The organism is Mucilaginibacter sp. PPCGB 2223 (genome assembly GCF_001705515.1).
GTDB lineage: Bacteria > Bacteroidota > Bacteroidia > Sphingobacteriales > Sphingobacteriaceae > Mucilaginibacter.
In genome coordinates this window covers 1-23,995 of record NZ_MDJS01000001.1, presented here as the reverse complement: position 1 = coordinate 23,995, position 23,995 = coordinate 1, and the positions used below count along the sequence as shown (strand labels likewise).

General features: G+C 40.2%; 22 protein-coding genes and 1 rRNA gene. 16 read left to right on the top strand and 7 right to left on the bottom strand.

Annotated elements, in window-relative coordinates:
* Positions 1-9: 9 nt before the first annotated feature.
* The 5 genes from traK (at position 10) to BEL04_RS00080 (ending at position 3,456) form a co-directional block, all read left to right on the top strand.
* Entirely contained in the window at positions 10-633 is a 624-nt protein-coding gene (traK, locus tag BEL04_RS00100; RefSeq protein ID WP_065998869.1) for a conjugative transposon protein TraK, read from the top strand.
* On the top strand, positions 630-857 hold the full coding sequence (locus BEL04_RS00095; protein ID WP_065998866.1) for a hypothetical protein: 228 nt from the start codon (positions 630-632) through the stop codon (positions 855-857). Before traK ends, BEL04_RS00095 begins: the two co-directional genes overlap by 4 nt.
* A 9-nt stretch (positions 858-866) precedes the next feature.
* The gene (gene traM / locus BEL04_RS00090) at positions 867-1,928 is read left to right on the top strand and encodes a conjugative transposon protein TraM (RefSeq protein WP_065998861.1); all 1,062 of its coding nucleotides are present in this window, start codon (positions 867-869) and stop codon (positions 1,926-1,928) included.
* A 4-nt stretch (positions 1,929-1,932) separates the two neighbouring features.
* Positions 1,933-3,201, top strand: a complete 1,269-nt coding sequence (locus tag BEL04_RS00085) for a hypothetical protein (protein WP_065998860.1) — start codon at positions 1,933-1,935, stop codon at positions 3,199-3,201.
* 75 nt (positions 3,202-3,276) lie between these two features.
* Positions 3,277-3,456, top strand: a complete 180-nt coding sequence (locus BEL04_RS00080) for a histone H1 (RefSeq protein WP_065998858.1) — start codon at positions 3,277-3,279, stop codon at positions 3,454-3,456.
* 317 nt (positions 3,457-3,773) lie between these two features.
* On the opposite strand, the gene BEL04_RS00070 is transcribed toward BEL04_RS00080, so the two are convergent.
* The gene (locus BEL04_RS00070; protein WP_065998854.1) at positions 3,774-4,025 is read right to left on the bottom strand and encodes a hypothetical protein; all 252 of its coding nucleotides are present in this window, start codon (positions 4,023-4,025) and stop codon (positions 3,774-3,776) included.
* Between the two features lie 166 nt (positions 4,026-4,191).
* Between BEL04_RS00070 and BEL04_RS00065 the strand changes: the two genes are divergently transcribed.
* Together BEL04_RS00065 and BEL04_RS00060 are read left to right on the top strand one after the other, a co-directional pair.
* Positions 4,192-5,694: an SMEK domain-containing protein gene (locus tag BEL04_RS00065; protein ID WP_065998852.1), complete on the top strand. Its 1,503-nt coding sequence runs from the start codon at positions 4,192-4,194 to the stop codon at positions 5,692-5,694.
* Positions 5,694-7,136 (top strand): hypothetical protein, encoded by a 1,443-nt coding sequence (locus BEL04_RS00060; protein ID WP_065998850.1) that lies wholly within the window; start codon positions 5,694-5,696, stop codon positions 7,134-7,136. The genes BEL04_RS00065 and BEL04_RS00060 overlap by 1 nt, the downstream gene beginning before the upstream one ends.
* On the opposite strand, the gene BEL04_RS00055 is transcribed toward BEL04_RS00060, so the two are convergent.
* Positions 7,137-7,682, bottom strand: a complete 546-nt coding sequence (locus BEL04_RS00055) for a hypothetical protein (RefSeq protein ID WP_139112877.1) — start codon at positions 7,680-7,682, stop codon at positions 7,137-7,139.
* A 498-nt stretch (positions 7,683-8,180) separates the two neighbouring features.
* Here BEL04_RS00055 and BEL04_RS00050 point away from each other — a divergent pair, with 498 nt between their 5' ends.
* From BEL04_RS00050 to BEL04_RS00040, 5 genes are all read left to right on the top strand, one after another.
* Positions 8,181-8,780: a hypothetical protein gene (locus tag BEL04_RS00050; protein WP_065998843.1), complete on the top strand. Its 600-nt coding sequence runs from the start codon at positions 8,181-8,183 to the stop codon at positions 8,778-8,780.
* 74 nt (positions 8,781-8,854) lie between these two features.
* Positions 8,855-8,992 carry a hypothetical protein gene (locus BEL04_RS24130; protein ID WP_175403966.1) on the top strand — a complete coding sequence of 46 codons (138 nt, stop codon included), beginning with the start codon at positions 8,855-8,857 and terminating at the stop codon, positions 8,990-8,992.
* The gene (locus BEL04_RS24125) at positions 8,979-9,149 is read left to right on the top strand and encodes a hypothetical protein (RefSeq protein WP_175403965.1); all 171 of its coding nucleotides are present in this window, start codon (positions 8,979-8,981) and stop codon (positions 9,147-9,149) included. The genes BEL04_RS24130 and BEL04_RS24125 overlap by 14 nt, the downstream gene beginning before the upstream one ends.
* A 4-nt stretch (positions 9,150-9,153) precedes the next feature.
* Complete coding sequence (locus BEL04_RS00045) at positions 9,154-10,218, top strand: DUF932 domain-containing protein (RefSeq protein ID WP_065998841.1); 1,065 nt, start codon at positions 9,154-9,156, stop codon at positions 10,216-10,218.
* 51 nt (positions 10,219-10,269) lie between these two features.
* Entirely contained in the window at positions 10,270-10,815 is a 546-nt protein-coding gene (locus BEL04_RS00040; protein ID WP_139112876.1) for a hypothetical protein, read from the top strand.
* 57 nt (positions 10,816-10,872) lie between these two features.
* Here the strand turns inward: BEL04_RS00040 and BEL04_RS00035 are convergent, their stop codons facing one another.
* The 3 genes from BEL04_RS00035 to BEL04_RS00025 are packed head-to-tail and all read right to left on the bottom strand — an operon-like array spanning position 10,873 to position 20,878.
* Complete coding sequence (locus BEL04_RS00035; RefSeq protein WP_065998837.1) at positions 10,873-11,889, bottom strand: YafY family protein; 1,017 nt, start codon at positions 11,887-11,889, stop codon at positions 10,873-10,875.
* Positions 11,890-11,900: 11 nt separating this feature from the next.
* Positions 11,901-17,837 carry a DEAD/DEAH box helicase gene (locus tag BEL04_RS00030; protein ID WP_065998835.1) on the bottom strand — a complete coding sequence of 1,979 codons (5,937 nt, stop codon included), beginning with the start codon at positions 17,835-17,837 and terminating at the stop codon, positions 11,901-11,903.
* Positions 17,834-20,878: a hypothetical protein gene (locus BEL04_RS00025; RefSeq protein ID WP_065998834.1), complete on the bottom strand. Its 3,045-nt coding sequence runs from the start codon at positions 20,876-20,878 to the stop codon at positions 17,834-17,836. The genes BEL04_RS00030 and BEL04_RS00025 overlap by 4 nt, the downstream gene beginning before the upstream one ends.
* Before the next feature lie 249 nt (positions 20,879-21,127).
* Here BEL04_RS00025 and BEL04_RS00020 point away from each other — a divergent pair, with 249 nt between their 5' ends.
* From BEL04_RS00020 to BEL04_RS00015, 4 genes are all read left to right on the top strand, one after another.
* Positions 21,128-21,688 carry a hypothetical protein gene (locus tag BEL04_RS00020; RefSeq protein WP_065998833.1) on the top strand — a complete coding sequence of 187 codons (561 nt, stop codon included), beginning with the start codon at positions 21,128-21,130 and terminating at the stop codon, positions 21,686-21,688.
* A gap of 517 nt (positions 21,689-22,205) precedes the next feature.
* A complete protein-coding gene (locus BEL04_RS24725) occupies positions 22,206-22,409 on the top strand; it encodes an Arm DNA-binding domain-containing protein (protein ID WP_083227687.1) in 204 nt (67 codons plus the stop codon).
* 47 nt (positions 22,410-22,456) lie between these two features.
* Complete coding sequence (locus BEL04_RS24120) at positions 22,457-22,594, top strand: hypothetical protein (protein ID WP_175403964.1); 138 nt, start codon at positions 22,457-22,459, stop codon at positions 22,592-22,594.
* A gap of 130 nt (positions 22,595-22,724) precedes the next feature.
* Positions 22,725-23,207 (top strand): 5-fold beta-flower protein, encoded by a 483-nt coding sequence (locus tag BEL04_RS00015; protein WP_065998832.1) that lies wholly within the window; start codon positions 22,725-22,727, stop codon positions 23,205-23,207.
* Between the two features lie 96 nt (positions 23,208-23,303).
* On the opposite strand, the gene BEL04_RS24115 is transcribed toward BEL04_RS00015, so the two are convergent.
* Together BEL04_RS24115 and rrf are read right to left on the bottom strand one after the other, a co-directional pair.
* Positions 23,304-23,516, bottom strand: a complete 213-nt coding sequence (locus tag BEL04_RS24115; RefSeq protein WP_175403963.1) for a hypothetical protein — start codon at positions 23,514-23,516, stop codon at positions 23,304-23,306.
* A 358-nt stretch (positions 23,517-23,874) separates the two neighbouring features.
* A 5S ribosomal RNA gene (gene rrf / locus BEL04_RS00005) occupies positions 23,875-23,986 on the bottom strand.
* Positions 23,987-23,995 lie beyond the last annotated feature (9 nt).

Sequence of the window (23,995 nt, the reverse complement as noted above, 5' to 3'; positions counted from 1 at the left end):
GAGGGGCTTATGTTTCAGCATTTTAAAAATATCGACACCGCTTTTAAGCACATCAAGCTGTTCAGCTATTTGCTGATCGCGGCCTGCGTGGGCATCAGTTGTTTCGCGGTTTACCAAAGTTTCCGTTACAGCGCGGATTTCCGCAACCATATCTATGTATTGGCTAACGGCAAGGCTTTGGAAGCCATCGCCCAGGACCGGAGAGATAACATACCCGTGGAGTTGCGCGATCATATCAAGGTGTTTCACGAAGCCTTTTTTGATTTGGAACCGGACGATAAACAGATACAGGCTACCATTACCAAAGCTTTGTACTTAGCGGACGGCAACGCGAAAACGGCTTATGATAACCTCAAAGAAGCGGGTTATTACAATAATTTAATATCCGGCAATATCAGCCAGCAGGTAATGGTAGACAGCATCCGTTTGGATATGAACAGCTATCCTTACGGGTTTACCTGCTTTGCCACTGAAAAGCTGGTACGAAGCACATCGACAACCACCCGAAGTTTAGTTACGCAGGGTTTTGCCCGTAACGTTTCGCGCAGCGATAATAACCCGCATGGTTTCCTGATAGAACATTGGGAAACGATCAGGAACCAGGATGAACAGGTTAAAACCAACCAGCCATGAAATTATTTCGCAAACGCAACAAAGAGAAGCACCAACCGGCTAATTGGCTGATACAGCTTCGGCAATCCCTGGAGCAACGGCAATTGAAACTGGCTGGTTATTTAAGCCGCCGGACACAGTACTGGAGCAAGCTTTCCTGGATCGTCGCTTTAGCCTTGTTTATCGGCTTATTCGGCGGTTGCTGCCTGTTCCTCTGCATCAAAGCATTTATTCACTTCAAATAGAAAAATATTATGACAACACCAGAAAAAAGAAAACTCATTATGCGGTTGGCTATGCCGGTATTTGTAGTACTGTTTTCCGCGTTAGGATTTTATGCGCTTGGCGGCGGACATGGCACCCCATCGGCTGGCGCATCAACCGGCGACAAAGGCATTAACACGCAGCTTCCCGGAGCAAAATTGCAAAAAGATAATACTACAGATAAGCTTAGCCTCTACGACCAGGCAAAACGGGACAGCACATCGGCCAAATCACATTCAGCCGCAAACGCATTTGCCGCATTGGGTTGGGATACCGCCAAATTCAGCAGGCCCGCTAACTCGACTGCCGCCAGCGAAGCGAAGATCAAAGAGCGTTTAGCCGCCATCAATCAGCAGATCAGCCAACCGCCGCCTGCGGTCAAACCAACGCCACCGGTAGCCGATAATGGCCAAAGCGCACAACTGGAAAGGCTCGAAAAACTATTGAAACAAAAGCAAAACGAGGTTAGCACGCCCGACCCGCAAATGGCGCAGTTAAGCGCAATGCTGGACAAGATACAGCAGATACAAAACCCCGCTTTGGTGCAGGAAAAGCTCAAAAAAGAAGCGGCACAGCAAAAGCCGGACAGCGCTTTTCGGGCGATCCCCGCCACCATAGACGGGAACCAAAAAGTGCTGAACGGCGGCGTAGTCAGATTGCGGCTGGCGGATAGCGTTCGCATTGGTGATATGCTGTTACAAAAAGAACAATCCTTATCGGGTGCCTGTACGGTAACCAACCAGCGCCTATTGGTGGACATTAAAAATATCCGTTTGGGTACTTCGATCATCCCGGTTAAGCTCACCGTGTTTTCACTGGATGGTATGGCGGGCATTCCGGCGCCGGAAGCGGAACTCGGCGAGGCAGCCGGGCAGGGCACGGCGGGCGCGCTGGAAAATATGCAGTTCCTGTCGGCGGACTACTCGCTTGGCACACAGGCGGCCAGCGCGGGCATTTCGGCGGCGAAAGGGCTCCTGGGCAGGAAAGCGCGGCGCATAAGGGTAAAGCTGCATGGCGGGCAGCGGGTGCTGTTAAAGATCAACAAATCTTAATACCATGTATGTGGTAACACAGCACGCGGCCGATGTGATCAGCCGGCTGGAAGATGCACAGGATATTGGTTTTACCTATGTGGTGTTTTCCAGTTACCCTACCGAACGTGGGTTACATCCCGCGGATTTGAATTTCTTCGATACGATGGGTGACGCGCTCGACTATTGGGACGATGCTTTAGGCAGGCCCGGTTTTGGGATTCAGGAGCCTGATCATCCAATTTACTATATCGAAACGGATAAGCTGTTAGAAGAAGTTAAAAAACAGAATGGTTTAACTAAAGAAAAAGATATGAATTACAACAATCTGGAGAACTTGAAAAATGAACTTTCCAAGCTGGGCTTTGGGAAGAAAGTCATGGAGGACATGCAAAAACAAATGGAAAAAGGGGTGCCCGAATTTACTGTTAACGACAAGGTATTAGGCAACCGGGGACAGGTAGATGTTTCGCTGCATTTTAAACAGTCCGGCCAATCCGAAAACTACTATTTTAACAAATACCAGGTGGCGCTAAGTAATGCCAAGCCATTGGAAGAAGGCCATAAGTATATGGTCATTTCGCCGAACGAACAGCAGCCGGGCAAGAACCTGTCCCGTTCTTTCGAGAATGTGACCGAGGCGATTGCCTATTTCAAAGAACAGAATGGCAATAGCAGGCTGGCTTCCGGCAAGGATGCCGCCCATGCCACCGACCTGGCGCGTATGGAAAAAGGCAGTATCAATTATGTAGAGAAAGAGTTTGCTTATGCCTTTAAACACCCTGCTAAAACACAAACCTTTTTTGTAGAACGCGGTAAAGGGTTTACCGAGGGGCAGGCGGTTAACCTGATCCAGGGCCGTGCGGTATTCCGTGATGACCTGGTAAGCGCCGTCGGTCAATACCAGGCATGGGTCAAGCTGGATATGGACAGCGCCAAAGACCGCTATCAAAACTATACCACCCTGCAATACCATGTACCGACCTACGGTTTTGACCTGCAAAATACGCTTGATAAGTTCAATATTAAGGAACTCACCGACGATAAAAAACGTGAAAACCTGGTCCAAAACCTGGAACAGGGTAACCGCCCATTGGTAACAGTCGTTAAAGACGATAAGGAAAGTAAGTTGTTTATGGAGGTACAGCCGCGTTACAGTCAACTCAACTTCTTCCGTGAGGATGGCAAGCAGGAAAAACGGGAGCAGTTCCTCAAGCCGGAACATCAGCAGGAAATGAAGCTGGGCAAGGAAAAGAGCCAGGCCAAAGAACAGGAACAAGATTTGGCCGTTTAAGCTGCTTGCTTATCTTTGCCGCCTGATCTACGAAAAACAATTATTCATTTATTATTCATTTCAAATCAAAGCATTATGGAAAAATTAGCAGAACTGAAAGCGCTGGTAGCAACCGCGGAAAAAGAAGGTGCCGCCTTTTATGACAAAGGTAACAAGGCAGCGGGTACCCGTTTACGCAACGCCTTACAGCAGATCAAGGTGGTAGCGACCGACCTGCGCAAAGATGTTACGGAAAAGAAAAACGCGGCGAAATAATTGAAATTAAATCACGCTTAACGAATTTGGGAAAGCCCTGCTGATCATTCGGCAGGGCTTTATTTGTAGCTTTTATTCTTCATCAAGAATAAGGTAGATAAATATTAAGTCGTCTCCTATTTCCTCTGAAAACTCATAGTCAATTCCCTCTAATATATTGTCAGGTTTGATATTGACTCCAAGTGCTCGTAATTCGTCTGCCTCTTTCCGAGGTACCGTGTAACCACGATTAACTTTATGGTGGGCGCTACCGTCATCGACATTAACAGCGTACAACTCCTTTTTGCTATTAGATGGATAAATATGATAATGAGCCTTTACCGGTATATCCGGATTTGCCGAGTGATATAAATAGCGATTTGTACTTTTTTAAATTGCTTGTATTGTTCATGTTCTAATAACAATTGCAACTTATCGCTATCTGTAGGATCTTCAAATGTTAGTAAAATTTGGTATTGAATCGTTGGCGTTATTTTAGCTAACGCCTGCAATCGAGGCTTAGATTGCTGTATTAAATTATGTTTAGCCAGGCGTTCTGCAAATTCAGTAAAGGTTTCGAGGTATTCCATAAATATTGTCAGTTGAATTAACGTGGAAATTTAATAGTAATAAGCATAATATTTATGCTGTATATTTGATGAATGCCTAAAATTATCAGGATAAATATTAAGCATTGTCCCATGCGATATTAATATATTTTATCTCAATTAATCAACAGGTTGATCAATTAAACTTATGAACAGAATCGACCACATCAACAAGATAACGACCTATGCTGCGAGGTTTGTTTTAGAAGTAGAGGGTTTTAACGCCAATAGCCAATATCACATAAATATTCACGCTGAAAGTTTTTTGATACCCGTTTTGAATGAAACATTCGGCCTGGAATTAGAAAACTTAAATTCTACGCAAAAAAAGAATTATCCAGCTATTGACTTAGCTGATTTCAAAAACCGAGTAGCCTTTCAGGTGACAGCCACATCGGATTTTGAAAAGATAAAAAATACACTTGAAAGCTTCTTTAAATATAAGCTCAACGAGCAGTTCGATGTGCTTTATATCTACATCATCACTCATAAGAAAGAAAATTATAACGCTACCAAGCTGCGTGCAATCATGCCAGGCGATTTTGTTTTCGATGTTAATGAAAACATTATTGATAAGGACGATCTGTTAAAAAAGATAAACGCCATAAGTTCAACGCCGAAATTGCAGGCCATAGCGAAATTGTATGAACATGAATTTTCTGATGTTCAAATCCAAACGCGTCAACAAAAGTTCGTCAGCGGGTATCTAAGCACAGAGAATGAACCGATATTACCAAATCTGCTGCGAATTACCTTTCCTGAAAAATTCTATACAGCCAGTCTTAAAATAGATGAACAGGCCGTGATCGCTGACATAAACGACTTTTTACAGAAAAACAATAAACGACAAGTCAAAAGCCTCAAAAAAGGAAAATTGATCAAACACGCGATGCGAATGGCCGGCATCAAATCTGATGAATGGATTCCTCATGAAAACCGTATTTATACCTTTCTCGATTTAACAAAATCATCTGAAGCTCTGAGAGGAATTATTGATACAACCACAATTATAGATATTGACTCTGAGGCCTATTACGAGGCAAGTGAAGATAACAAACGGGTTTTTAAACACCTGCTTAGAAATACATTAATTGCCTATTGCAAACTCAAGCTGATAGAATGGTTTGGCCCCCGCGAAATATTCCGGTTTGCGAACAACCAGAAAGTGCCTAATCAAAAAAGGGTTAAATGGAAAGGAAAAAAAGAAGCCACAAAGACTGTAATTTTTGAAATGATTAATAAAAAAGAACAACACATCATTTGCTATCGAAATTTAGCATTCCGAAGTTCTTTTTTGGATCTTGGCAACGAATGGTTTTTGGTGATTAATCCAACCTGGAGCTTTACAAACCCCGGTGGTTACAAAGAAAGTCGTTTTGAAGCAGATTATATGTCAGGCTTAAAACGAATGGAAAACAATGGAGCGGTATGTAATTATTTTCGCTTTTTTAGCTATTATTTCACCTACGTTGATCTTTTCACCACAGAATACCCTTATTTAAAATTACACGCTGTTGAACCACTTACCATATCACCACGGCTGGAAGAAGGAACCTGGAATCCACCGAAACTGGCAACAAAAAAAGGTAAAACAATGGAAGTAGAATTACAAATTGATAATGAATTGTCAGACAATACCTTATTTGAATAATGAAGTTACGATACATAGAAGAACCATCATTACAGTTTGGATCTAACCAGCATATCTGCCCTAAACAAGGAATCTATAATTATACACCATTTGATATTACCAACGTAAGGCCAGAAAAAATAACAGTGGGCATTATTGGCAAAGGGGAAAGTGTAGACAAAGTTTTGGAATGGCTTGACAAGTGTAAAGCGCATATTGATGGTAAAGAAAGTAAAAATCCACATCCAACTTTATTTCTGAATTTTTGCGGATTTAATAAAGATGTGGGATTTATGAGCGAGGTGGTCTATGATGACACTTACCTGCGCAGAATTAACAATACTGAATTTGATACCATTATAAAAGCAAAAAAGGACTTAGAGGAACGGATTATAGATATTGCTAATTTATACCTAAGTGAAATTAAGTTTCTATCTAAGAACAAGAAACCAGATGTAATTATTTGTGCCCTAAGCGAAAACTTTATCACTTATATCCAAGATACCGATACCCCTGTAATAGACGAAGATGAAGAGACAACTTCAGAAACAGAGGTTGATGAAGAAGAAATTTCAAAAAAGGAGCAAAATTTCAGGCGGTATCTAAAAGCAGCCGCTATGCAACACAATATTCCCATACAAATAGTACGGGACAGAATTGCCAAGCCTACTTCAGAAATGCAGGATGCAGCTTCTATAGCGTGGAATTTCTTTACCGCGTTATATTATAAAGCCGCTGGTACGCCTTGGGCATTGGTTAGAAAGGATACCGCGGAAACCACCTGTTACGCCGGTATTAGCTTTTTTAAAAGCCGAGATAAAACCACAACTCAGACAAGTATTGCACAAATCTTTAACGAACTGGGTAAAGGCGTAATATTAAGGGGAGAAGAAATTACATTAAAGAAAAACGACCGAACGCCACATTTGTCAGAAGAACAGGCTTTTAATTTGCTTTCACAATCACTCAAAGAATATTACGACGCTATTAAAATATTTCCCAAACGGTTGGTTCTACATAAGACCTCTAACTATAGTGCCGGTGAAATAGATGGCTTTACACAGGCCGCGAGAAATTTTCACATTAATCAAGTTGACCTGGTATCAATTCAACAATCCGACATTCGTCTCTATCGGTTTGGAGCCTATCCACCAATGCGTGGTACACATCTTCATTTAACTGATCAACACCATATTCTGTACACGAGAGGTTCAGTTCCCTACTATGAAACTTATCCGGGAATGTACATCCCCAGCGCATTAGAAATCAAGTTAGCATCATACGATGAATCTCCGAATTTGATATGCGATGAAATTTTGGCTTTAACAAAAATGAATTGGAATAACACACAATTTGACAGAAAATATCCGATAACCATTGAGTGCGCCCGAAATGTTGGAGAGATTTTAAAATACTTAGGCCCGGATGACGAGATGCAGTTGAAGTATAGTTTCTATATGTGATCAGTGAGGTTTGAAAAATAAGTGCTCATTCTGCTTTGAATTAGCATCCATAACAAATCGTGTATAAAATTTTTTTCTTGCTTCATTTGTATAAGACAAGATTATCACAATTTTGTCAAGGAATGGCGGAAATGGTTGCCTAAACTCGTCAGCCTCACGACTATTAAGTGTTACTTCTTTTCTAATTATATAACTAAGATCAATTGATTCAGCCTCTTTTAAAGAAAGAATGTTATTTAATTGTTCTAAATGATCAATTTTTGTTTTATAGATACTTTCAATTTTTAAATTATATGCCGTCTTGCTTGAATTGTTTCTAATAGAGATTATATAATTCCAAAAGAATAGAAAATCCCATCTTACATCGGCTACTGCGGGTACATCATGATCTTGCTTGTTTGAAACTGATATAGTCTTTTGCCCATATAGATCACTTGGATTTAAGATCATATCAATATCTATTCTTGGCCTAGAAAGGACAAAACTTAAAAAAGCAACTCCAAATTTCTTTGCTTGTGCTAAAGCAGCTTTAATGATTGCACTCATAATCATTAAATGTAAAAAAACTAAATCAAATTATGCCAGCGTTTCCAGCCGCGTCCTTCGTCTGCCGCTTCACCGCATTTTGGGCAACATGGCTTCGTTCCTCAGCCATATTGCCTGTCTGCACTTTTTCATGATTGATAAAGTCCTTTTAGCTCCCCCAATTTTTCCCCACTGGCTTTTTCGCAAGCAAATTTCTGAACGGCGGGACTGAAATGCCAAGACCGTGCCCTGCGGGTTTGCTGGAAAAAAATCTTCCCTGCCCGCTCCGCGGACGAGGTATTTTTTTCCGCAAAGTCTTGTCCTTCAGCCCGCCGTGTTCAGGTCAGGGCGCTTACAAAAAGCCAGCGAGGCGTATGCCGAGCGGGATAGTAGAAAAGCAAAACTGACATGGACACACGGAACAGCAGAGCGCCCCCAAGCAGGTCGGACAGCACAGACCGCCGACCGTCACAGGGATTAAAAATTGAATTGAGTATTAAATATTTAAAAATTAAGAAAATGGAAACTAAAGAAAAAGCAACCGCCACAGGCGCAAACACTAATGATAAAAAAGGAACAGTTAACACAGGTAACATGCGCCCTAACGTAACCGGAAAGGAAAAAACAAATGACAACAAAAATCAAAGCCCTGCACAGACTGCGCAAGCTACCCCTGCACCGTCCGCAGAAACTAAGGCCGGCAGTCCTGCACCCCAACCGCAAGCGACCGCTCAACCTGCGCAGGCGGTAGCCGCTCCCGCACCTGCCGCCGAGCCGAGCAAAAAGGAACTCAAAACTGATTTGCAGGAACACAAGGTGCGGGGTTTGGAAGATACCGTAAAACTAGTAGAAACTTTGGGGATTAAGATTGCCCAAAAGAATAAGCTAAGCAATACCATTACCAATTTGGATAGCTTTCTGATTGCCCAGAGCGATGACAAAGACGATGTGGCAGGGGATAGCAAATTTGGCCGTTGTGAATTGACGATTGCTGATGACGGCGGCGAGGAGTTTGTAACTAAGAACGCTTTCATTATCTCGAAAGTGGTAGATATGGTGAAACAACTTTGTTTAGAGAAACTGGCAGAGGTGGAAGCCACTATCGTTATTCCGCAATAAATGGGAAATGCCCTGTGTATGACGGTACACAGGGCATTAATTTTTAATGGTTGAACCACCAAAAAGCTAAGACAATGTTAGAATTATTCATTGAATTAACCAACCAAATTTTTTGGGATGGTTATGCACGGCAGTTAGCCAGTTCCGACCCTGCATTATTCCAGTTGGAGTTTAACGAGTTCTTAAATACTTACCAATATGAGAACGGATAAGATTTTCTTACTGATTAGGGTTACGGTGCGAACCGAGTATCAGCACATACACGATGCCATACAGGAGTTACAGAAGGAAACCGATTATCATATTGGAAGTACGGAGAATGTAGAGGTATTAGAAACGGAAATTATGGATTACAAGCTAAAAAATTAAGACAATGGCACATAACATCAATTATAACGAGCGTACAGGAAAACACAGTTTTTTCTCTGTTAAGCAAAAAGCATGGCACGGCTTAGGGCAGATCATCAGCGATTACCCGACCAGTGCCGAAGCCCTGCAATATGCGGGTTTGGATTTTGGCGTAGAAAAACGCCCTTTATTTACTTATGACACCGAGAACTTTATAGGCGACCCCGACACGGATATAATTATCCCTGAAATAGCCGTACCCGATTATTTTGCTACTGTGCGCACCGATACCGAGCAACCGTTAGGCGTGGTGGGTAAGGATTACGAAGTCGTGCAAAATGTAGATGCCTTTAGTTTCTTTGATAGTATTGTGGGCGGTAAAGACGGTATTTTATACGAAACGGCGGGGGCGTTGGGTAAAAACGGCGAACGCATTTTTATTACTGCTAAACTGCCTGATTATATCCGTGTGGGACGCAATGATTGCATTGAGAAGTATTTGTTTTTAACGACTTCGCATGATGGTACGGAAAGTATTACCATTGCATTTACACCTATCCGTGTCGTCTGTCAGAACACATTAAACGCCGCTTTGCGCAACCATGTTAACAGTATTAAAATACGCCATACCGCCAGTGCGACCGACAAGCTGAAACAGGCGCATAAGATGTTGGGTATCACTAATCAATTATCGATTGAACTGGAGGCCGTATTTAACCGATGGTCAAGGGTGCGGATTACCGACCCGCAGTTAAAGCAACTCATACAATTAGCCATGTCGCCCAACCGAGAAACGTATGAACTGGTAAAGACAGGCAAGCAGGAAGAATTAACCAGCCAATTTAACAACATCGTTTCGAGTGTATTTGATTATGCAATGACCAATCCGACACAGCAGGAAAAAACTACTAAAGGCACTTTATTCGGCATGTACAATGCCGTTACGGGTTACTTTCAGAATGTGCGGAATTTCAGGGACGACCAAAGCAAATTCAAATCCATCATGCAGGGTACGGGCTTACAGAAGAACCAAGCCGCTTTTAATCTCTGTAATGATTTCGCAAAGCACGGCGAACGTATTTTAAACTAATCAACAGGGGCGGCAATGCCCCTTTATGTTTTAACCACAAATTTAAAAACCATGAAAACGATAGAGCAATTAATGAATGTGGATAAGGCGAAAATTATATTCGACCTGTTCAGGGATGAGATACCCGAATTTTTGGAATACACTCAAGCCATCGCCGAAAAGGTAGCCAACGACAAAGAGGAACTATTAGTCAACTGGAATAATCCATTTTTGAGTTATCACCAATGGTTACAGCTTGCCGAACGGGTAGCCAGTGCCATAAAAAAGTATGATAAGAACCTGACCAAAAGCGGCAACCTGTTTACCAACCAACTTTTTGATGGCTATTTAGCGATATTCACCAATCACTGTTTGGAGCAGTACGGTTTGCACAGAGCAAAGTCGCCACGTTTCAGACAAGCCATTGAGCTGTTTTATTTGCCTGTAAAACTGGCTACGCCAACAAGCGGCCAATACTTGGTTTTGGAAATGCACGGCGGGCCTGAATATGCAGCGATTTGTACCGATACGGACGGTAATACGCTCGTATTTGATGACCGTGCAGATGCGGAAGCCGAAGCATCCGAATGTCAGGACGGCTTAATCGTCGAAATATAGTCCCAAAGCCCGGGTCGCCCGCTGCCGCTCCGCGGCAGACGGGCGTTGCTGTCGCAATTAATCGATTTTGAGGTCATACAGTTTTTTCATTGATTGAATTTTATATCGCACAGCTTCGACCAAAGATGGCGGTTGAAGAACCTTAATTCCATCGCCATAGGCCAATAATTTTGAGATTAACTCATAATTCACGATCAGTTGGAATGTCAATACATCATTTTTATCCCCTCTCTTCTGTGAACCGTGTAATGGTTTAGTCTCCAAGTACGGTAGTAAGTCAGGAACCACCGATATTACAATAGTTTCTATTTTACCATTTTCAGGTAATGTAACGCCGATGATATCTTCAAAATAGTCGGTAAAATCTACAAACTGATTTGGAATATAGGGGATTTGTAACTCCTCAATTAATTGAATACGGTCAAGCGCAAAATTAGTAAGCTGCATTACATCTTCCGTTATTCCAAATACAAACCAACGAAGATTGTATTGTTTCAAATAGTATGGGTGAAACTGGTAACAAAGAATATCTTTTCCCTTAAAAGGTAAGTATTTGACATTTAGAGCACGATTGTTATGAATGGCGTTAAAAAGTGTCGAAATATGTTCAACACCTTTTAAATATTGATTCTGTTCAAAATCTATAACACTGCTATTCCCTTTTAGGCGGTCATTGCTAAGAGTCTGTAACCGATTGGAAATTTCTGAAACCCATTCAAATTGAGGTAGCCCTGTAAAACGGGACAACGTATGAATAACTTCTTTGATCTGTGTTAACTCAACTTCGTTTAATGGACTTTGGTTGATAGAATAGTGGTCGTCTTTATAACGATAATAGACCTGTTTACCATCTTTACACTTTTCGATTATAGCACTCCATCCCCGTTCACTTTCCATGAACTTAATGTCTTCATAAACCTGACGTTTTCCTACGCCATCATTTCTTCCCGTAAAATCTAAGATTGCCTCATTGCACGCAATAACGAGATCACCAATATAATATCGACGGCCTCGATTACTTAGACATTTATCAAGTGCAAGATATCGGATTTGAGCGTGTTTATTTGTAGGCATGGTTGTAATAATTATTTGCGCTCAACAGAAAGGACGTACAGAATAGGCATTATCTGATCCTTTTTATTAATTACATAAGTATCTAAAACGGATGTCTGTTGCGAGAATACCTTTTTACGATAATCATTCAGGTACCAACCATGTTCAATGCCGGCATCTGGCCTGATAGTTATTTTAACTGCTTCGTTATCAAAAATAAAGTATCTAAAATGTGGGATTTGGCCATTAGTGGCTGACACTTCAGTTATGCCAGTATCTTCTGCAAAAGATATAACTGCATTATTACGGTCTTCTGCAGTGCTAAAATTATCAAATATGTTGTGTGGCTTGCGGTCACCTGAAAAGTTTTGTCCCTCGAATTTAAAAGATTGAATATCAAAACCTAGTTCCTTGCTTAGCCGATTTAGGAACTGGATAAGAAGAATGCAACCGAGAGGCGTCTTAAGATACCGATCAGTGTAGGTAACATCAAATGATCTGCCATTCATAAATTCTTTCAAGTCTATTTTTCCATCCAATTTTTCCAACAGAATCGATGCAATTTCATTTGACAAGATTGTATCATTTTTTTCAATGAAAATTTCAAATACCGATTGTTGGTCAAGTGTGAAATTTTTATCGCATAATGTTTCGAGCTCGCCGCTATGATTTTTGAATATGTTCCCATGAGTTGCATTACCCCAATTTTCATCGAAGTTTCTATTAAAATCTGTAGTCAAATACTCTGTAATACGTCCCTGCTCATCTGTTATTTTGCATATAGTTTTTAACCTTAATTCCGCGTTGTTTGCTACTTCTTTAACTGTCGACCAGGAATTGAGCTGGATGAAAGAAATTTTTTCTGATAGCGTTAACGTCCTGTCAGTTTTATCGATGGCAAACTCTACTGGCACGAATCCTTTAAGCTTCTGTATTACTTTAAGCTGGTCAATATCCCAATTCAGTATATCTGATGACCCATACAAGCGAATTGACTTTACCTTGTCCTGATAGCGCAAACGTATGATTTCATTTTGGATGCCACCAATTAACGGCAGTAAACCGGGATATTGGGATGTAAATTCCTGTGGTACACGTAGCCCTGTAACGCGCTTTAGCCACGATAATGCTAAATTGCGGTCGAGTTTGTCAGTGTGCCATTGAGTATTCCTGTCAATCAAGCACTTTGTACATGCTCCATCACAATCGCAAGCAGCTAATTTGTGTTTAGCCAGTTCAAATATGCGATCAGCGTAAGAAATAAATTGAGAAGAATAACCAGCACCACCTTTTGTCGTATCAAAAATGAATATTGTGGCAAAGTTCTCATACCGCTTTATACCAAAGCTTATTTCTGCTTCTTCCACAGCTAAGAAATGAGATAATTCTTTACTGATTATTGCCCCAAGCGTATATAGCAACACTTGATCAGAGGAATAACAGTCATTTTCATTTTTGATACGTAATTCACAAAAGTCCGTTTTAAATCGCCCTCCTAATATCACATTTTCGTGAATGGCAAAAGGCGTAACATTTCCTGAACAATTACCTGTTTGTTGTTCCTGGTCCGTCTTTCCACCTCTCAAACGCTTATGTCCGTTAAGAGAATCCCGGTCCATTGCAGCTTTACCACAATGCAGACACACAGAATAACCGTTGCCCTTTCCAATATTATAAAACATGATTTCAGCGTGGTAGTCGCTTTCTCTGATATCAAATAACGCCGTACTTTCATTTTCCCAGGGCTTAATGTTGATTAACAATGGATCTACATAATTGACTGATGACACTTCGTTGATTTTACGGGTGGATTTTTTATAAATATCCACCGCAAACCCTGCCGGTTGAATCATTTCCGTATACAAGCTTCTCTGAGTTTCTCCTTTAAAAGCAATTCCCTGAAAAGTATTGTGTCTACAGTGAGGACACTCAGAGTGGATATCCTCATTTTTTGTTACTTCAATAATACGCTGATAGCCGCAATGCTGACATGATTGGATAATTTCTCGCTCTGCCTGAACACCCCGGTCGTTTTCAAGCACAATTCCTTCCGATAAATAACATTTTCCGTCAATGACGACCTGATTACCAGGTGCGAACTCGGCTAATGCTCGTGTAATAAAATAAGAAGGTTTAGCATTCTCATTTTTTTGTTTTTTCAAGTCATCCACATTTACTGTGTCAAATTCAACTATGCCGGTTGGTAAACCAGCGCTCGGTAAAAAACCCTGCTCAGACAGATATCCAATCGCATTCTTATGGAGGAATTGATTTCGTTGGAAAAGCACTGTTTTATAAGCTGGGGATTGCTCACCGAATTCGACTGCCAGCGCCTCTAATTTAGCGTCATAGGCATTTTTTTTATGTACGGTTCTATCTGTAAGCTCTTGAAATGTCGATGATACCTTATCGCGTAGAAAAGAAAAATTTCTATTGGCTAACGGCGTATCCTTTAATATGATTCTTAAACTGTTTTCTAACAAACGAAGATCAGAGTCCTGTAACCAATTACTGAATTGTAACGCAATAGGCATATCTTCCTGAAAGAAAAATCGTTCTGTTATCATCTTAATATTGATACCGCTAACTGCTGTCGTCTGCACGAACTTTCCTAACAGAAAAGCGTTCATGTGACGCTCCACTACAGTTTGACTATTAAATGATAGCAACGGTGGAGCGATCTGGTGATCAAGTGCCCATGAGGGATTATTCATTGCATTCAGCCCAATAGGATTGGGAGTACAAATAGTAAACGCGAGGGATTTCGCTTCTTTTCTGCGTCCCGCACGACCTGCTCTTTGTAAGTAATTAGCCGGACTAGGAGGTACATTATTCATGACAACTGCGGATATTCCGCCAATGTCAACACCCATTTCCATTGTTGTTGAACAATTTAGAATATTGATTTCCGATCTTTCGAATTGGCCCTCTAATTCTTTCAAACGTTGTTCATTTTGTTGGGCAGAGTGTTCACCGGATAAATAAAGTGGCCTGTGTAATAAAATTTGTTCATGCAGATTGTTCCAAACGCCTGCTGTGCGCAAGGTATGCGTATTGTTAATTATCCAATCTCTGGTGCGGCTAATAACCGTGTTTTTTTCATCATCTTGGTTAAAGGGATAAGGAAACTCCGGAAATTTAATAGCACTATGTGTGATTTTGAAATGGCGAATATTGTCACTACTTAAATTACCTTTTATCCAGGGTGAATAGCCTTTAAATTGTGCATCAATCAGCCGACGTTTTACCGGACATAGCCAAAGTTCGTTACACAAAATAAATCGACTTTCACTTTCTAAATCAATTCTGAAGCCCTCCTCATGGCGGGTAAGGATGGTTCTTACAGACCGCCACATCTGTTCCATCAATTCATTGATCCGATCTTCTGTTTCCGCATCAATTTCATCGACTTCATGAAAACCAAGGCCCGCACAAATCAGCAGCGCAAGCCTGTTTTGTTGACGCTTTTTCTCAAATCTCGGCCACTTTCTGACGTTGGTTTGCTGAGCATCTGGAGGAAATAATAGTTGGTTACGAAAGTAGGAGGTTCTGTATGGGTAAGTTTCCGGATTGCTGGAAAAATAAAAGGAATATCGTATAAAATAATCTATAGCGATTTTTAATAACGAATGCCAATCTTTTAGATTAATACCTAATGCCGTAGCTTCTGTTGGCAAGTTGGTATGCTGTAATTTGGGATAATATAAACTAACCATACCTAGGTTTTCCAATGAGCGCTCGCGTGGTAACCTTCTGGCAAATTGATCGTAAAGTATGGCGTTTAAATAAAGTGACAAGCCGTTTGGATTGGTGTCGTGAGGATTAGTGCCTTCATACAATGTCTTGAGCCCCGCTTGGCTTAATAGATAAGTTTTTATGGTAGACCAATCTAAACTAATAGCTTCATTGGGAGCCGCTTGTTGATTCAATAGACCATTATACTTTTCAATATCTTTCAGTTTTGAATTTCGAAGAATAGGTAGTGTAGTGTTAGCTAGTTCAAGTTCTAGTTGTGTAATAATGGCTTGTAGTTCTTCTGGGGAGGACGCATTTTCCTTTTTCCAATCTTCTTTTTTTTCGCAAAGCTTATGATAGACATGCGATCTTATCCAATTGGCTTCATTGTCCTGATTTATCAAAGCTGATATTTTCGCTGTTCCCTGACGGCTATCAGTAAATGAGATGTACTTGTGTCCTTTCCAGAGCATTTCCCTCGTCAATGGGTGGGATTCCGGAGTAAGTTCTAAAATAACATCTGATAAAATTCGGTTGATAAATGATGAGGATAACCGGAAGTGCATAGGTTCAGAAACCGGCTCACCACAATGAGGACAAGTAGAGCCTGAATCAGCTTCAGTAAAATGCTGTCCAGGTATTATTTCACCAACGGAAGACATATCAAAATTGATTATCGACCCAATATATCTAGCATTCGGAAATCTTCGTGTGAAATAAAATTTATCCCTGCTAATAATTGGGTTATCTTCATCGTCATCATCACTATGCTCAATTGCAAACGGGTCCTGCATTATTGTCGACACCATTCTTAGCTGACGATCCAGCGTTCTTGGCATTGTTATTAGCTCTGCTTCCAAAAGCTGGTTACCGCAAGACCTGCAGGCTACCAATTCTAACAACTGTGCACCGCATTTACAAAGAGTTCCTGCTATCGTGGTCATGCACCCTAGCGCATTTTCTGGTTTATGTCGATGCACTTCCGTACATGATGGATTTGTGCAGGCAAATACGCCGCTTATGCCTCTTGTAAAAAAATGTCCTCGCACTGGAAAAATCGAATCGCCGTTGACATGTCTATCGCTTAGTTTATCAACAAGTGCAAGTCCCTGATCTATATTTAAAGAACGAAAGTCCTTTCCCAATTCCGATATTGGCATACCTGGCTTGCAGAGTAGTTTATTTCGCAATTCATGCACTTCTTTAAATAATTCAGGAAAGTCATGATTTTGAATGTCCGCCACCTTATCTATAGTATATATAGGAACCGGTAGCTCCTGGGAAAGAACTCTTTTACCAGTAATCACCTTGATTTGACCCTGTGGTATGCCACAAAGATTAGCCATAAATTGCTTTAAATGCAATGAGCTATCTTCCCCGGCGCCAACAGTTGCAGATGTAATAGCAAACCGTATTTGGCTTATATCAACTTCAAAAGCGTCTATAACTCGACGGATTAACAACGCCATTTCTGCTGCCGCTGAGCCAGTTAGTGTATGAGCTTCATCTAATAATATCCAACGTAAAGAACCTTTTGAGTTCCTGAGTAACGGAACGTCTTTGTTACGCACCAACATATATTCTAACATTGCTGGATTTGTAAATAAGATCTGCGGAGGCGTTTTTCTTATTTGATCGCGAGAAATTAGTTCCGGTAATTTCTTTTGAGCATCTGCCGTTCGAGCATGTTCATCTGTTAGACCATTATAAACCGCATATTGTATACCACCGAGGGCGCGACACCAGGTATCAATTCGTTTTTTTTGACTTCCAATAAGCGCATTCAACGGATATAAAAACAGCGCATTTACCCCGCTACAGTTTCGTTTATTAGTGTAAATATCATATAAAACGGGAAGCATAAAACATTCTGTCTTTCCTGACCCTGTGCCTGTCGTAACTGCAATAGACTGGTGTTTATTTATCAGTGTATGCCAACTTTCTAATTGATGCTTATACACGTTACGATCTTTTGGAAAACGATATTCTCCATTCTTTTCCTGATCTAGCGCATTAATAAATTGCTCACTAAATACTTCATTGGTTTCCGCAAAAGTCTTGTCTGAACTTTCCCATGGAAATGCTGTCTGGAACACAGGTTCTGCCATTAGCCCTTCCTTTTCTAAAAGCCATGTAAAATATTGTTGCATTTCTGCATCACCTGTTGCCCAAAGCGACGTTATGGCATCTTTAATTCGGCTTTGTGCTGTATGATAAAAATTTCTAAAATTCATGACAAGTTTGATAATTTAGTTAAACTATAATTGACTGCTTGCCCGTACCACTCAGGATCTAATTGTTGAATGTATTTAATATTTCTTCTTTTGAATTCACTTTCTACCGACCATAGATTATCTTCTTTACCAGCGATCGATAAGGCAACGACTAGCGGCGAACGAAGTAAAATTTCAACGGGACGATTACTGTCGGTTACAGGAATAATATGCTGGTATTTATCGGCTATTTTTGGATAGCGCTGAGGAAATTCGCTTAATACTCTAGCACCGAAAGAAGCCCTTAGTTCGCTAATCCGACTGTTCAAATGATAGCCACTGGGTAAGTCAGGCACAATGTTTTGGGTCACGAACGCCGCTATTTTAGCGAAATAATTATTGGGCTGACAATTGTCAAAATGCGACAGAATCGCTTGGCTTACTTCTTTCGTTAATTGGCCATCATTGAAACACCCCATCCATTCCATAGCGTCGATCCAGTGATCTTTATTGATCCAATGAAATAAAAAGCCAAGGTCTTGCTCCATCTTAACGTAGGCGATTTCATTAAAATTCTGTTTAGGGTCACAACAAGTTAAAAATACAAATGCTTTAGCCGCCAGCAGTGAGGAAAAGCTGATAGCCCTTAAAATATCAAAAGTTGAATAGGGTATATCGTTATCTTCACATACCAAATAATAGCTCAGCAGCTTATTCCAGTCATCATCTGTTGAAGCTGTTCTCAAAAGTTTATCTCGTAACGCAATTATTCTTTTTTCGCGATCTTCGAGTGTGGTCGCTTTATTAACAGGGTCAAGACTTAGAAATGCTGGCTGCGTTTGAACGTCTTTATTCTTGCTAAATACGACGAACTTTGTAAGTAATTCTGCATTTGGGAAAGCATACTGTCCTTGCTTGTTAATGAGACTTCTCAGTTGTAATTGGGCATTTGTACAATCTAAAGGAATAGCGTATAGATCTGGTAAATCAGGTCCAGTTTTGATAAAAAGATGACTCCCAAGATAAAACCCCCATTCGATTTGTTGATCATAACGTTTAATCTTGTATTCTTTTAGCTTTGTTATACTTTGTGGACGCCTCTCTATAATTTCGATAATAATCTCCACTGTTCCGTCCATTGCATCGGAGAGCGCAAATAATTGAATGATAGCGTCTTCAAAAGTGCGTACCGATATAAATCTATCGGTTAACGGTTGTGAAATCACCATGTTTGTCCGCGTTGTGTTCCAAATATTTACGACCAAGTTTGCCAGATTAGAAATTAGTCGTAACCCACGCAAATGATTTAGTTGCAAATAGCTATTCTCTTGTATTATGTTTCCCTGATTATCAATGATTTCAATTCCTTTAAACGGTGGCTTGAGTTCAAAACGAAGGCTTGAAGTTTGAATATTTGTTTTTAAACTTGCTTGGATTGCAGGAGGGATAATATCATTTCGGGTTAATTGTAGGCCAAATTTATTTACTGAAATACGCCTTGCAACAACTAACGGATTATCGGTTATGGTAAGATTATATGTATTGCCAACTAACGTAATTTCGGCGCTGTTTAATGCATTAGATTCAATTACAACATCGATATTACCAAGATTAAAAACAGCATCATATTCTATAATGCTACCAACTTGTATCTGTATTTCCAATAAACCTAAGCTGAAGCCAGCATCCCAGTCATTCCATATGGCTGTGTTTTTCAACCGCCACTTCAGCCGAACATTTGGAATGATTTCTCCGTTTTCATCATAGACAGATACTTTGGGCTTTCTTCGTATAACTGTATAATTAGAACGCTGTATCCAAGCTGGTCGATGATCGGTAATATGCCAATCTATTTTTCTGCAACCCGTTTTAAATGTAGTGCTTCCAATAGTTAAAGTATGTTCGAATTTTATCCATCTAAAAGACGTGCCTGCGATGACGACACATTCCCCATTGGCTATATTTTCGGAACCATTTTCTAAAGGGCATAACACAAATCCTTCTAAAGCGTCTGTATGAGCGCTTCTTTCCAATATCCACTGCTCTTCAGAGTATTTGGTCCAAAGAGTGGCTTTTGTTAAATTTGGAAGATGTGTTATTAAATGTTGGCAATTCGTTTTTTCACCAGAACAACTTATCAGGTATATATCAGGCAAACGATCCGTTCCATCCCAATTTAATTCGTTGTCGTCAACCCAAAGAATTTTGTATGAGCTATCAGCACGTCTTAAGAATTTGCATAACAAATTATCATTCAGATATAACTTGTATTCTTGATCTAGAATAGTATTAGGATTATTAATAAAAAGAGCACTAAACGAAGCACCAGTCATGTCCGGAATGCCCAAATAAAGCCTGATACGCTGCTTTGCAGGTTCAAATACCCAAAAGTTTCTCCATCGAGGTTTCGAAGTTCTGATTGGAAGGTTTTTCCGCTTGATTTTTAAGTCTCTTGTAATTTCTCCCAATTCTTCTTCATCATCAAGTAGGGCAAGATATTCCTGATCTTCATCTATAATTGCTCTTACTATAGCTAAACAACATTCATAGATTTCATCACTTTGACTTGAAGCAGGTAATAGAGAAGTTATTTCAGGATTAAAAGCAAAATCATCAATATTAGTAGGATTGAATTCCAACAGTTTTGTAAGAATATTTTTATAAGCACCTTTATTATTGGAGATGTGTTTAATGGGAATGCCGCCCTGTAGTAACAGTGTTTTAAAATAAAGGGTATTTTGGTTTTTAATCCATTTTATTCCTAAAAGGGTGGCACCCCTTTTAGCGGTCCGGTAAAAGGCTTCGTCATCGTAGTACTGACCATTTTGTATCGAATCAAAAACATCTTTTTTTGAAGGGAAGCCGCCATTATAACATCTTTTCCACCATTCAGAATAGTAAAGAGTCACGTCTCTCGGATCAAGCAACTCTAATCGCTTTGTTTCCAGTAACAACTTTCTAAGTTGTTGAAATTCGCCATCAGACAAGCCATACTTCCATAAAGACCTACCATCGTGTCTTGTTAAACATTTAGAAACCAAGATCTTTTCAAATTGCGTCATTGTGATAACGGTTTAATAGTGCAATATAAGGAACTATGTGTGCACTCTATCAGCAAACGTTAATAACAACCACATAAGTTGGTTCCTTTTTTTTAAAAAATATGTTTTTAATATTTTTGAATAGAAATGTTAAGCCTAAAAATAAAGCCCAATTGCCTTATTTGCTTTCGCTTTTGGTTATTATTTTAACTCACCTGAACATCATTTGAACAAGATGAGCTGTTTAACTTATAATTTGGAAAACACAAAATGAAAGAGATTGAAGAATATATTACTCTGTACAATGAGATAGAGACATGCGAATTTAGAATCGGCATCTTACGCCAGGATGAGACTGACAAATACGAATTAGCTGAAATGAAAAGATTAAAGACTAAATATGAAGCTGAGATATCACCTTTGCGTGAAGTGCTGAGACAGGAAAACGTTGAGAATGCAGATTCGATAAGATTAGGATACATCAGTATATTCAATCACTACCTGGACGGTTTTACAGCGTCCCAAAGGATAGGCAAATCACTTGATCTGAATCAGGGCATGATTAATCCTGGCTATCTATTAGGTATGATTATTCACGATCTAAATGGTGTTTTAATATCAGTTGGGGATATTGTAGCAATGCCATACTTGATGGCGAGCAATTATAAATGGGAAGATGATTTGTTATTTGAAATCATTAAGTCTTATAGGCAGAAAATTTTGAACCGTCAGTTTCTAAATATTTTGGAAGCTGTTGACTTTTATTACCAGATACGTGATTCCATTCGTGACTTAATTAATAAGCTAAGAATAGATAGGGTTATTTCATAAACGTTTACTGTTACGGCTATCAAACACTATTTATAATGGTGATCACTACACTGGTAAGTCTACGCCTAAATCGCAAGCACCTGCCAACCGCCAATTTTTCATTTAAATTTTTGCTTGTTAAATAGCCGGATAATGCTTAAATTAGGATTGAATTTACAGCCCTAAAAAAGGTCAATGTGACAATCGTTGTGACATGATTTCTGTAAATGTGTAAGTGTAAGATAATCAATTGCAAATAGAGGCAGGTTACAATCCCTCCCTCACCGCCAAATTCGACCACAAAACGCAACAAAAGCCTGCAAATCATTCACTTGCAGGCTTTTATGTTTTTGGGCAATCTATTAATAACGCACCTTTTTAACCCCGAAAAGGGAGTTATTCGGCGAGTTAAGCAACGTGATTTTTCGACCCACCGAATTGATTGTAACTATTTGATATATAGGTCGTTAAAAAATAAACATCTTGACCTGCGGTATCTGCAAAGCTAAATTTGTTTCACTTTTTATTGTTAAAAAACATGAAAACCAATTTCAGCTTGCTCTTATATATGAAGAAGCCCAAAAACTACCAATCCGGCCCTGCGCCAATCTACCTGCGCATTACAGTTCAGGACGAACGATCCGAAGTCACCACAGGGCGGGAATGCGAACCTGCCCGTTGGAATACCCACGCAGGGCGCGCCATCCGCACTAATGAAAGTATAAAATGCTTATCTGGATGATCTTCAAACAAAAGTTTATGAAGCCCATCGCCGGTTAACGGAAGCGAATGAGCGTATTACCGCCGATGCTATCCGCGATAAATCTCGGCAAAGGTGAAAAACGTCATTGCCTGATCGAAATATTCAAAGAACATAATAAAAAAATGGAGGCACTTATTGATAAAGAATACGGCAACTCACGCTAACTTAGCCATTTTAAATTTCTGATCTAAACAACGCCAATACAAAAACTGACCTATATCACTTTTTAACTTGCTCACTGTCAATAGTTTTTGGATTGGGTTTATTTTACTTTGGTAAAAAACAATCAAAGTCATGAAAAAGTTAAAACACCTATTCACCTTCGCGGCGCTCATAGTGTTTGCTGCGAGTGCTTTCGCACAGAAGGCAAAAGATTCAACCAAGTACAACTTTATTACTATCGACGGTAAAGGCGGTATCCATAACCACGCCGGTACTAAACTTGGCTATATTACTAAGGATAATATTGTTAAGGATAACCAGGGGCACACCTTGTACTTTATTGACCGCGACGGCAATGTTGTAGATGCGAAAGGCAATAAACTTGGAAAGGCCGCAAAAAACGGCAACTACTATAATAATGAGGGGCAGGTCGTACTACAATTAAAAAATGTAGATGAAGCGAAGTGTGAGATACTCGACCCGAAAGGTCACAGTTGGGGCTATGCTCACAGAAATTACAAGCTGCATACCTGCGCCGCGCACTGTTTCCTCCTCGAAAAGCAAAAATTAGAACAGGCCAAAAAAGACTCTCTGAGCAAGAAAGGTAAAAGTTAAGTGAAATTAAACTTGTAATCCGATGAAGCGGGCAGCAATCTTTGGTATTATAATAGTATACCTACTTTCCATTCTTTGAGTGACGGTAACTGACTACTATTGCTGCGGCCTTTTAAGATCAACAAGTTTTTCTATCGGTGGAACCAAATCGGATCGAAGCAAAGCCGACCACTCTTTTTCTGATAACTGCTGCAAGAAAATCCAGCATGAATTTAAGGTAAAAGAAAACCACTTTGCCCCGGCATTATTTTGCAACTTTTCAAAGTCCTGGGCATTGTTAATGCTTCCCGCTTTTGCCAACGACTTCAACTTGATGGAAGTAAGTGGGTATGCTACCATCAACCATCATGCTCCCATTACGATGGCACACTCCAATTTACACCTGGATCTGCAATTACAGAACGATAGACGTTTATATGCCTGAATTGAATCGAATGATAAAGGGGAAAAGAGTAGCGTTTGTTAACCCGCAGGCTAACCTTTAAGACAGGCATCTTCCTTCTCTTCTTTATAATCCTTTTTTAGCACGTGCTTATCGAATCCTTTGTAGCAATTAATTATCAGGAACTGCAAGATTAGGAGAAGCTCCGATCGCATTTTACAAATGTGAAGTGTATAAAAACAAACAAACCCTGCTAACTTAAAGTTAGCAGGGTTGTTGAGTAAAAGTTGGCACCGACTTACTCTCCCACGTATTACCGCAGTACCATCAGCTCTGGCGGGCTTAACTTCTCTGTTCGGAATGGGAAGAGGTGGACACCGCCGATATAGGCACCTGAATGCTTTTT

Excerpts from the sequence above, each read along its gene's own strand:
- traK (WP_065998869.1), top strand. The coding sequence starts at position 10 with ATGTTTCAGCATTTTAAAAATATCGACACCGCTTTTAAGCACATCAAG.
- BEL04_RS00095 (WP_065998866.1), top strand. The coding sequence starts at position 630 with ATGAAATTATTTCGCAAACGCAACAAAGAGAAGCACCAACCGGCTAAT.
- traM (WP_065998861.1), top strand. The coding sequence starts at position 867 with ATGACAACACCAGAAAAAAGAAAACTCATTATGCGGTTGGCTATGCCG.
- BEL04_RS00085 (WP_065998860.1), top strand. The coding sequence starts at position 1,933 with ATGTATGTGGTAACACAGCACGCGGCCGATGTGATCAGCCGGCTGGAA.
- BEL04_RS00080 (WP_065998858.1), top strand. The coding sequence starts at position 3,277 with ATGGAAAAATTAGCAGAACTGAAAGCGCTGGTAGCAACCGCGGAAAAA.
- BEL04_RS00070 (WP_065998854.1), bottom strand. The coding sequence starts at position 4,025 with ATGGAATACCTCGAAACCTTTACTGAATTTGCAGAACGCCTGGCTAAA.
- BEL04_RS00065 (WP_065998852.1), top strand. The coding sequence starts at position 4,192 with ATGAACAGAATCGACCACATCAACAAGATAACGACCTATGCTGCGAGG.
- BEL04_RS00060 (WP_065998850.1), top strand. The coding sequence starts at position 5,694 with ATGAAGTTACGATACATAGAAGAACCATCATTACAGTTTGGATCTAAC.
- BEL04_RS00055 (WP_139112877.1), bottom strand. The coding sequence starts at position 7,682 with ATGAGTGCAATCATTAAAGCTGCTTTAGCACAAGCAAAGAAATTTGGA.
- BEL04_RS00050 (WP_065998843.1), top strand. The coding sequence starts at position 8,181 with ATGGAAACTAAAGAAAAAGCAACCGCCACAGGCGCAAACACTAATGAT.
- BEL04_RS24130 (WP_175403966.1), top strand. The coding sequence starts at position 8,855 with ATGTTAGAATTATTCATTGAATTAACCAACCAAATTTTTTGGGATGGT.
- BEL04_RS24125 (WP_175403965.1), top strand. The coding sequence starts at position 8,979 with ATGAGAACGGATAAGATTTTCTTACTGATTAGGGTTACGGTGCGAACC.
- BEL04_RS00045 (WP_065998841.1), top strand. The coding sequence starts at position 9,154 with ATGGCACATAACATCAATTATAACGAGCGTACAGGAAAACACAGTTTT.
- BEL04_RS00040 (WP_139112876.1), top strand. The coding sequence starts at position 10,270 with ATGAAAACGATAGAGCAATTAATGAATGTGGATAAGGCGAAAATTATA.
- BEL04_RS00035 (WP_065998837.1), bottom strand. The coding sequence starts at position 11,889 with ATGCCTACAAATAAACACGCTCAAATCCGATATCTTGCACTTGATAAA.
- BEL04_RS00030 (WP_065998835.1), bottom strand. The coding sequence starts at position 17,837 with ATGAATTTTAGAAATTTTTATCATACAGCACAAAGCCGAATTAAAGAT.
- BEL04_RS00025 (WP_065998834.1), bottom strand. The coding sequence starts at position 20,878 with ATGACGCAATTTGAAAAGATCTTGGTTTCTAAATGTTTAACAAGACAC.
- BEL04_RS00020 (WP_065998833.1), top strand. The coding sequence starts at position 21,128 with ATGAAAGAGATTGAAGAATATATTACTCTGTACAATGAGATAGAGACA.
- BEL04_RS24725 (WP_083227687.1), top strand. The coding sequence starts at position 22,206 with ATGAAAACCAATTTCAGCTTGCTCTTATATATGAAGAAGCCCAAAAAC.
- BEL04_RS24120 (WP_175403964.1), top strand. The coding sequence starts at position 22,457 with ATGAGCGTATTACCGCCGATGCTATCCGCGATAAATCTCGGCAAAGGT.
- BEL04_RS00015 (WP_065998832.1), top strand. The coding sequence starts at position 22,725 with ATGAAAAAGTTAAAACACCTATTCACCTTCGCGGCGCTCATAGTGTTT.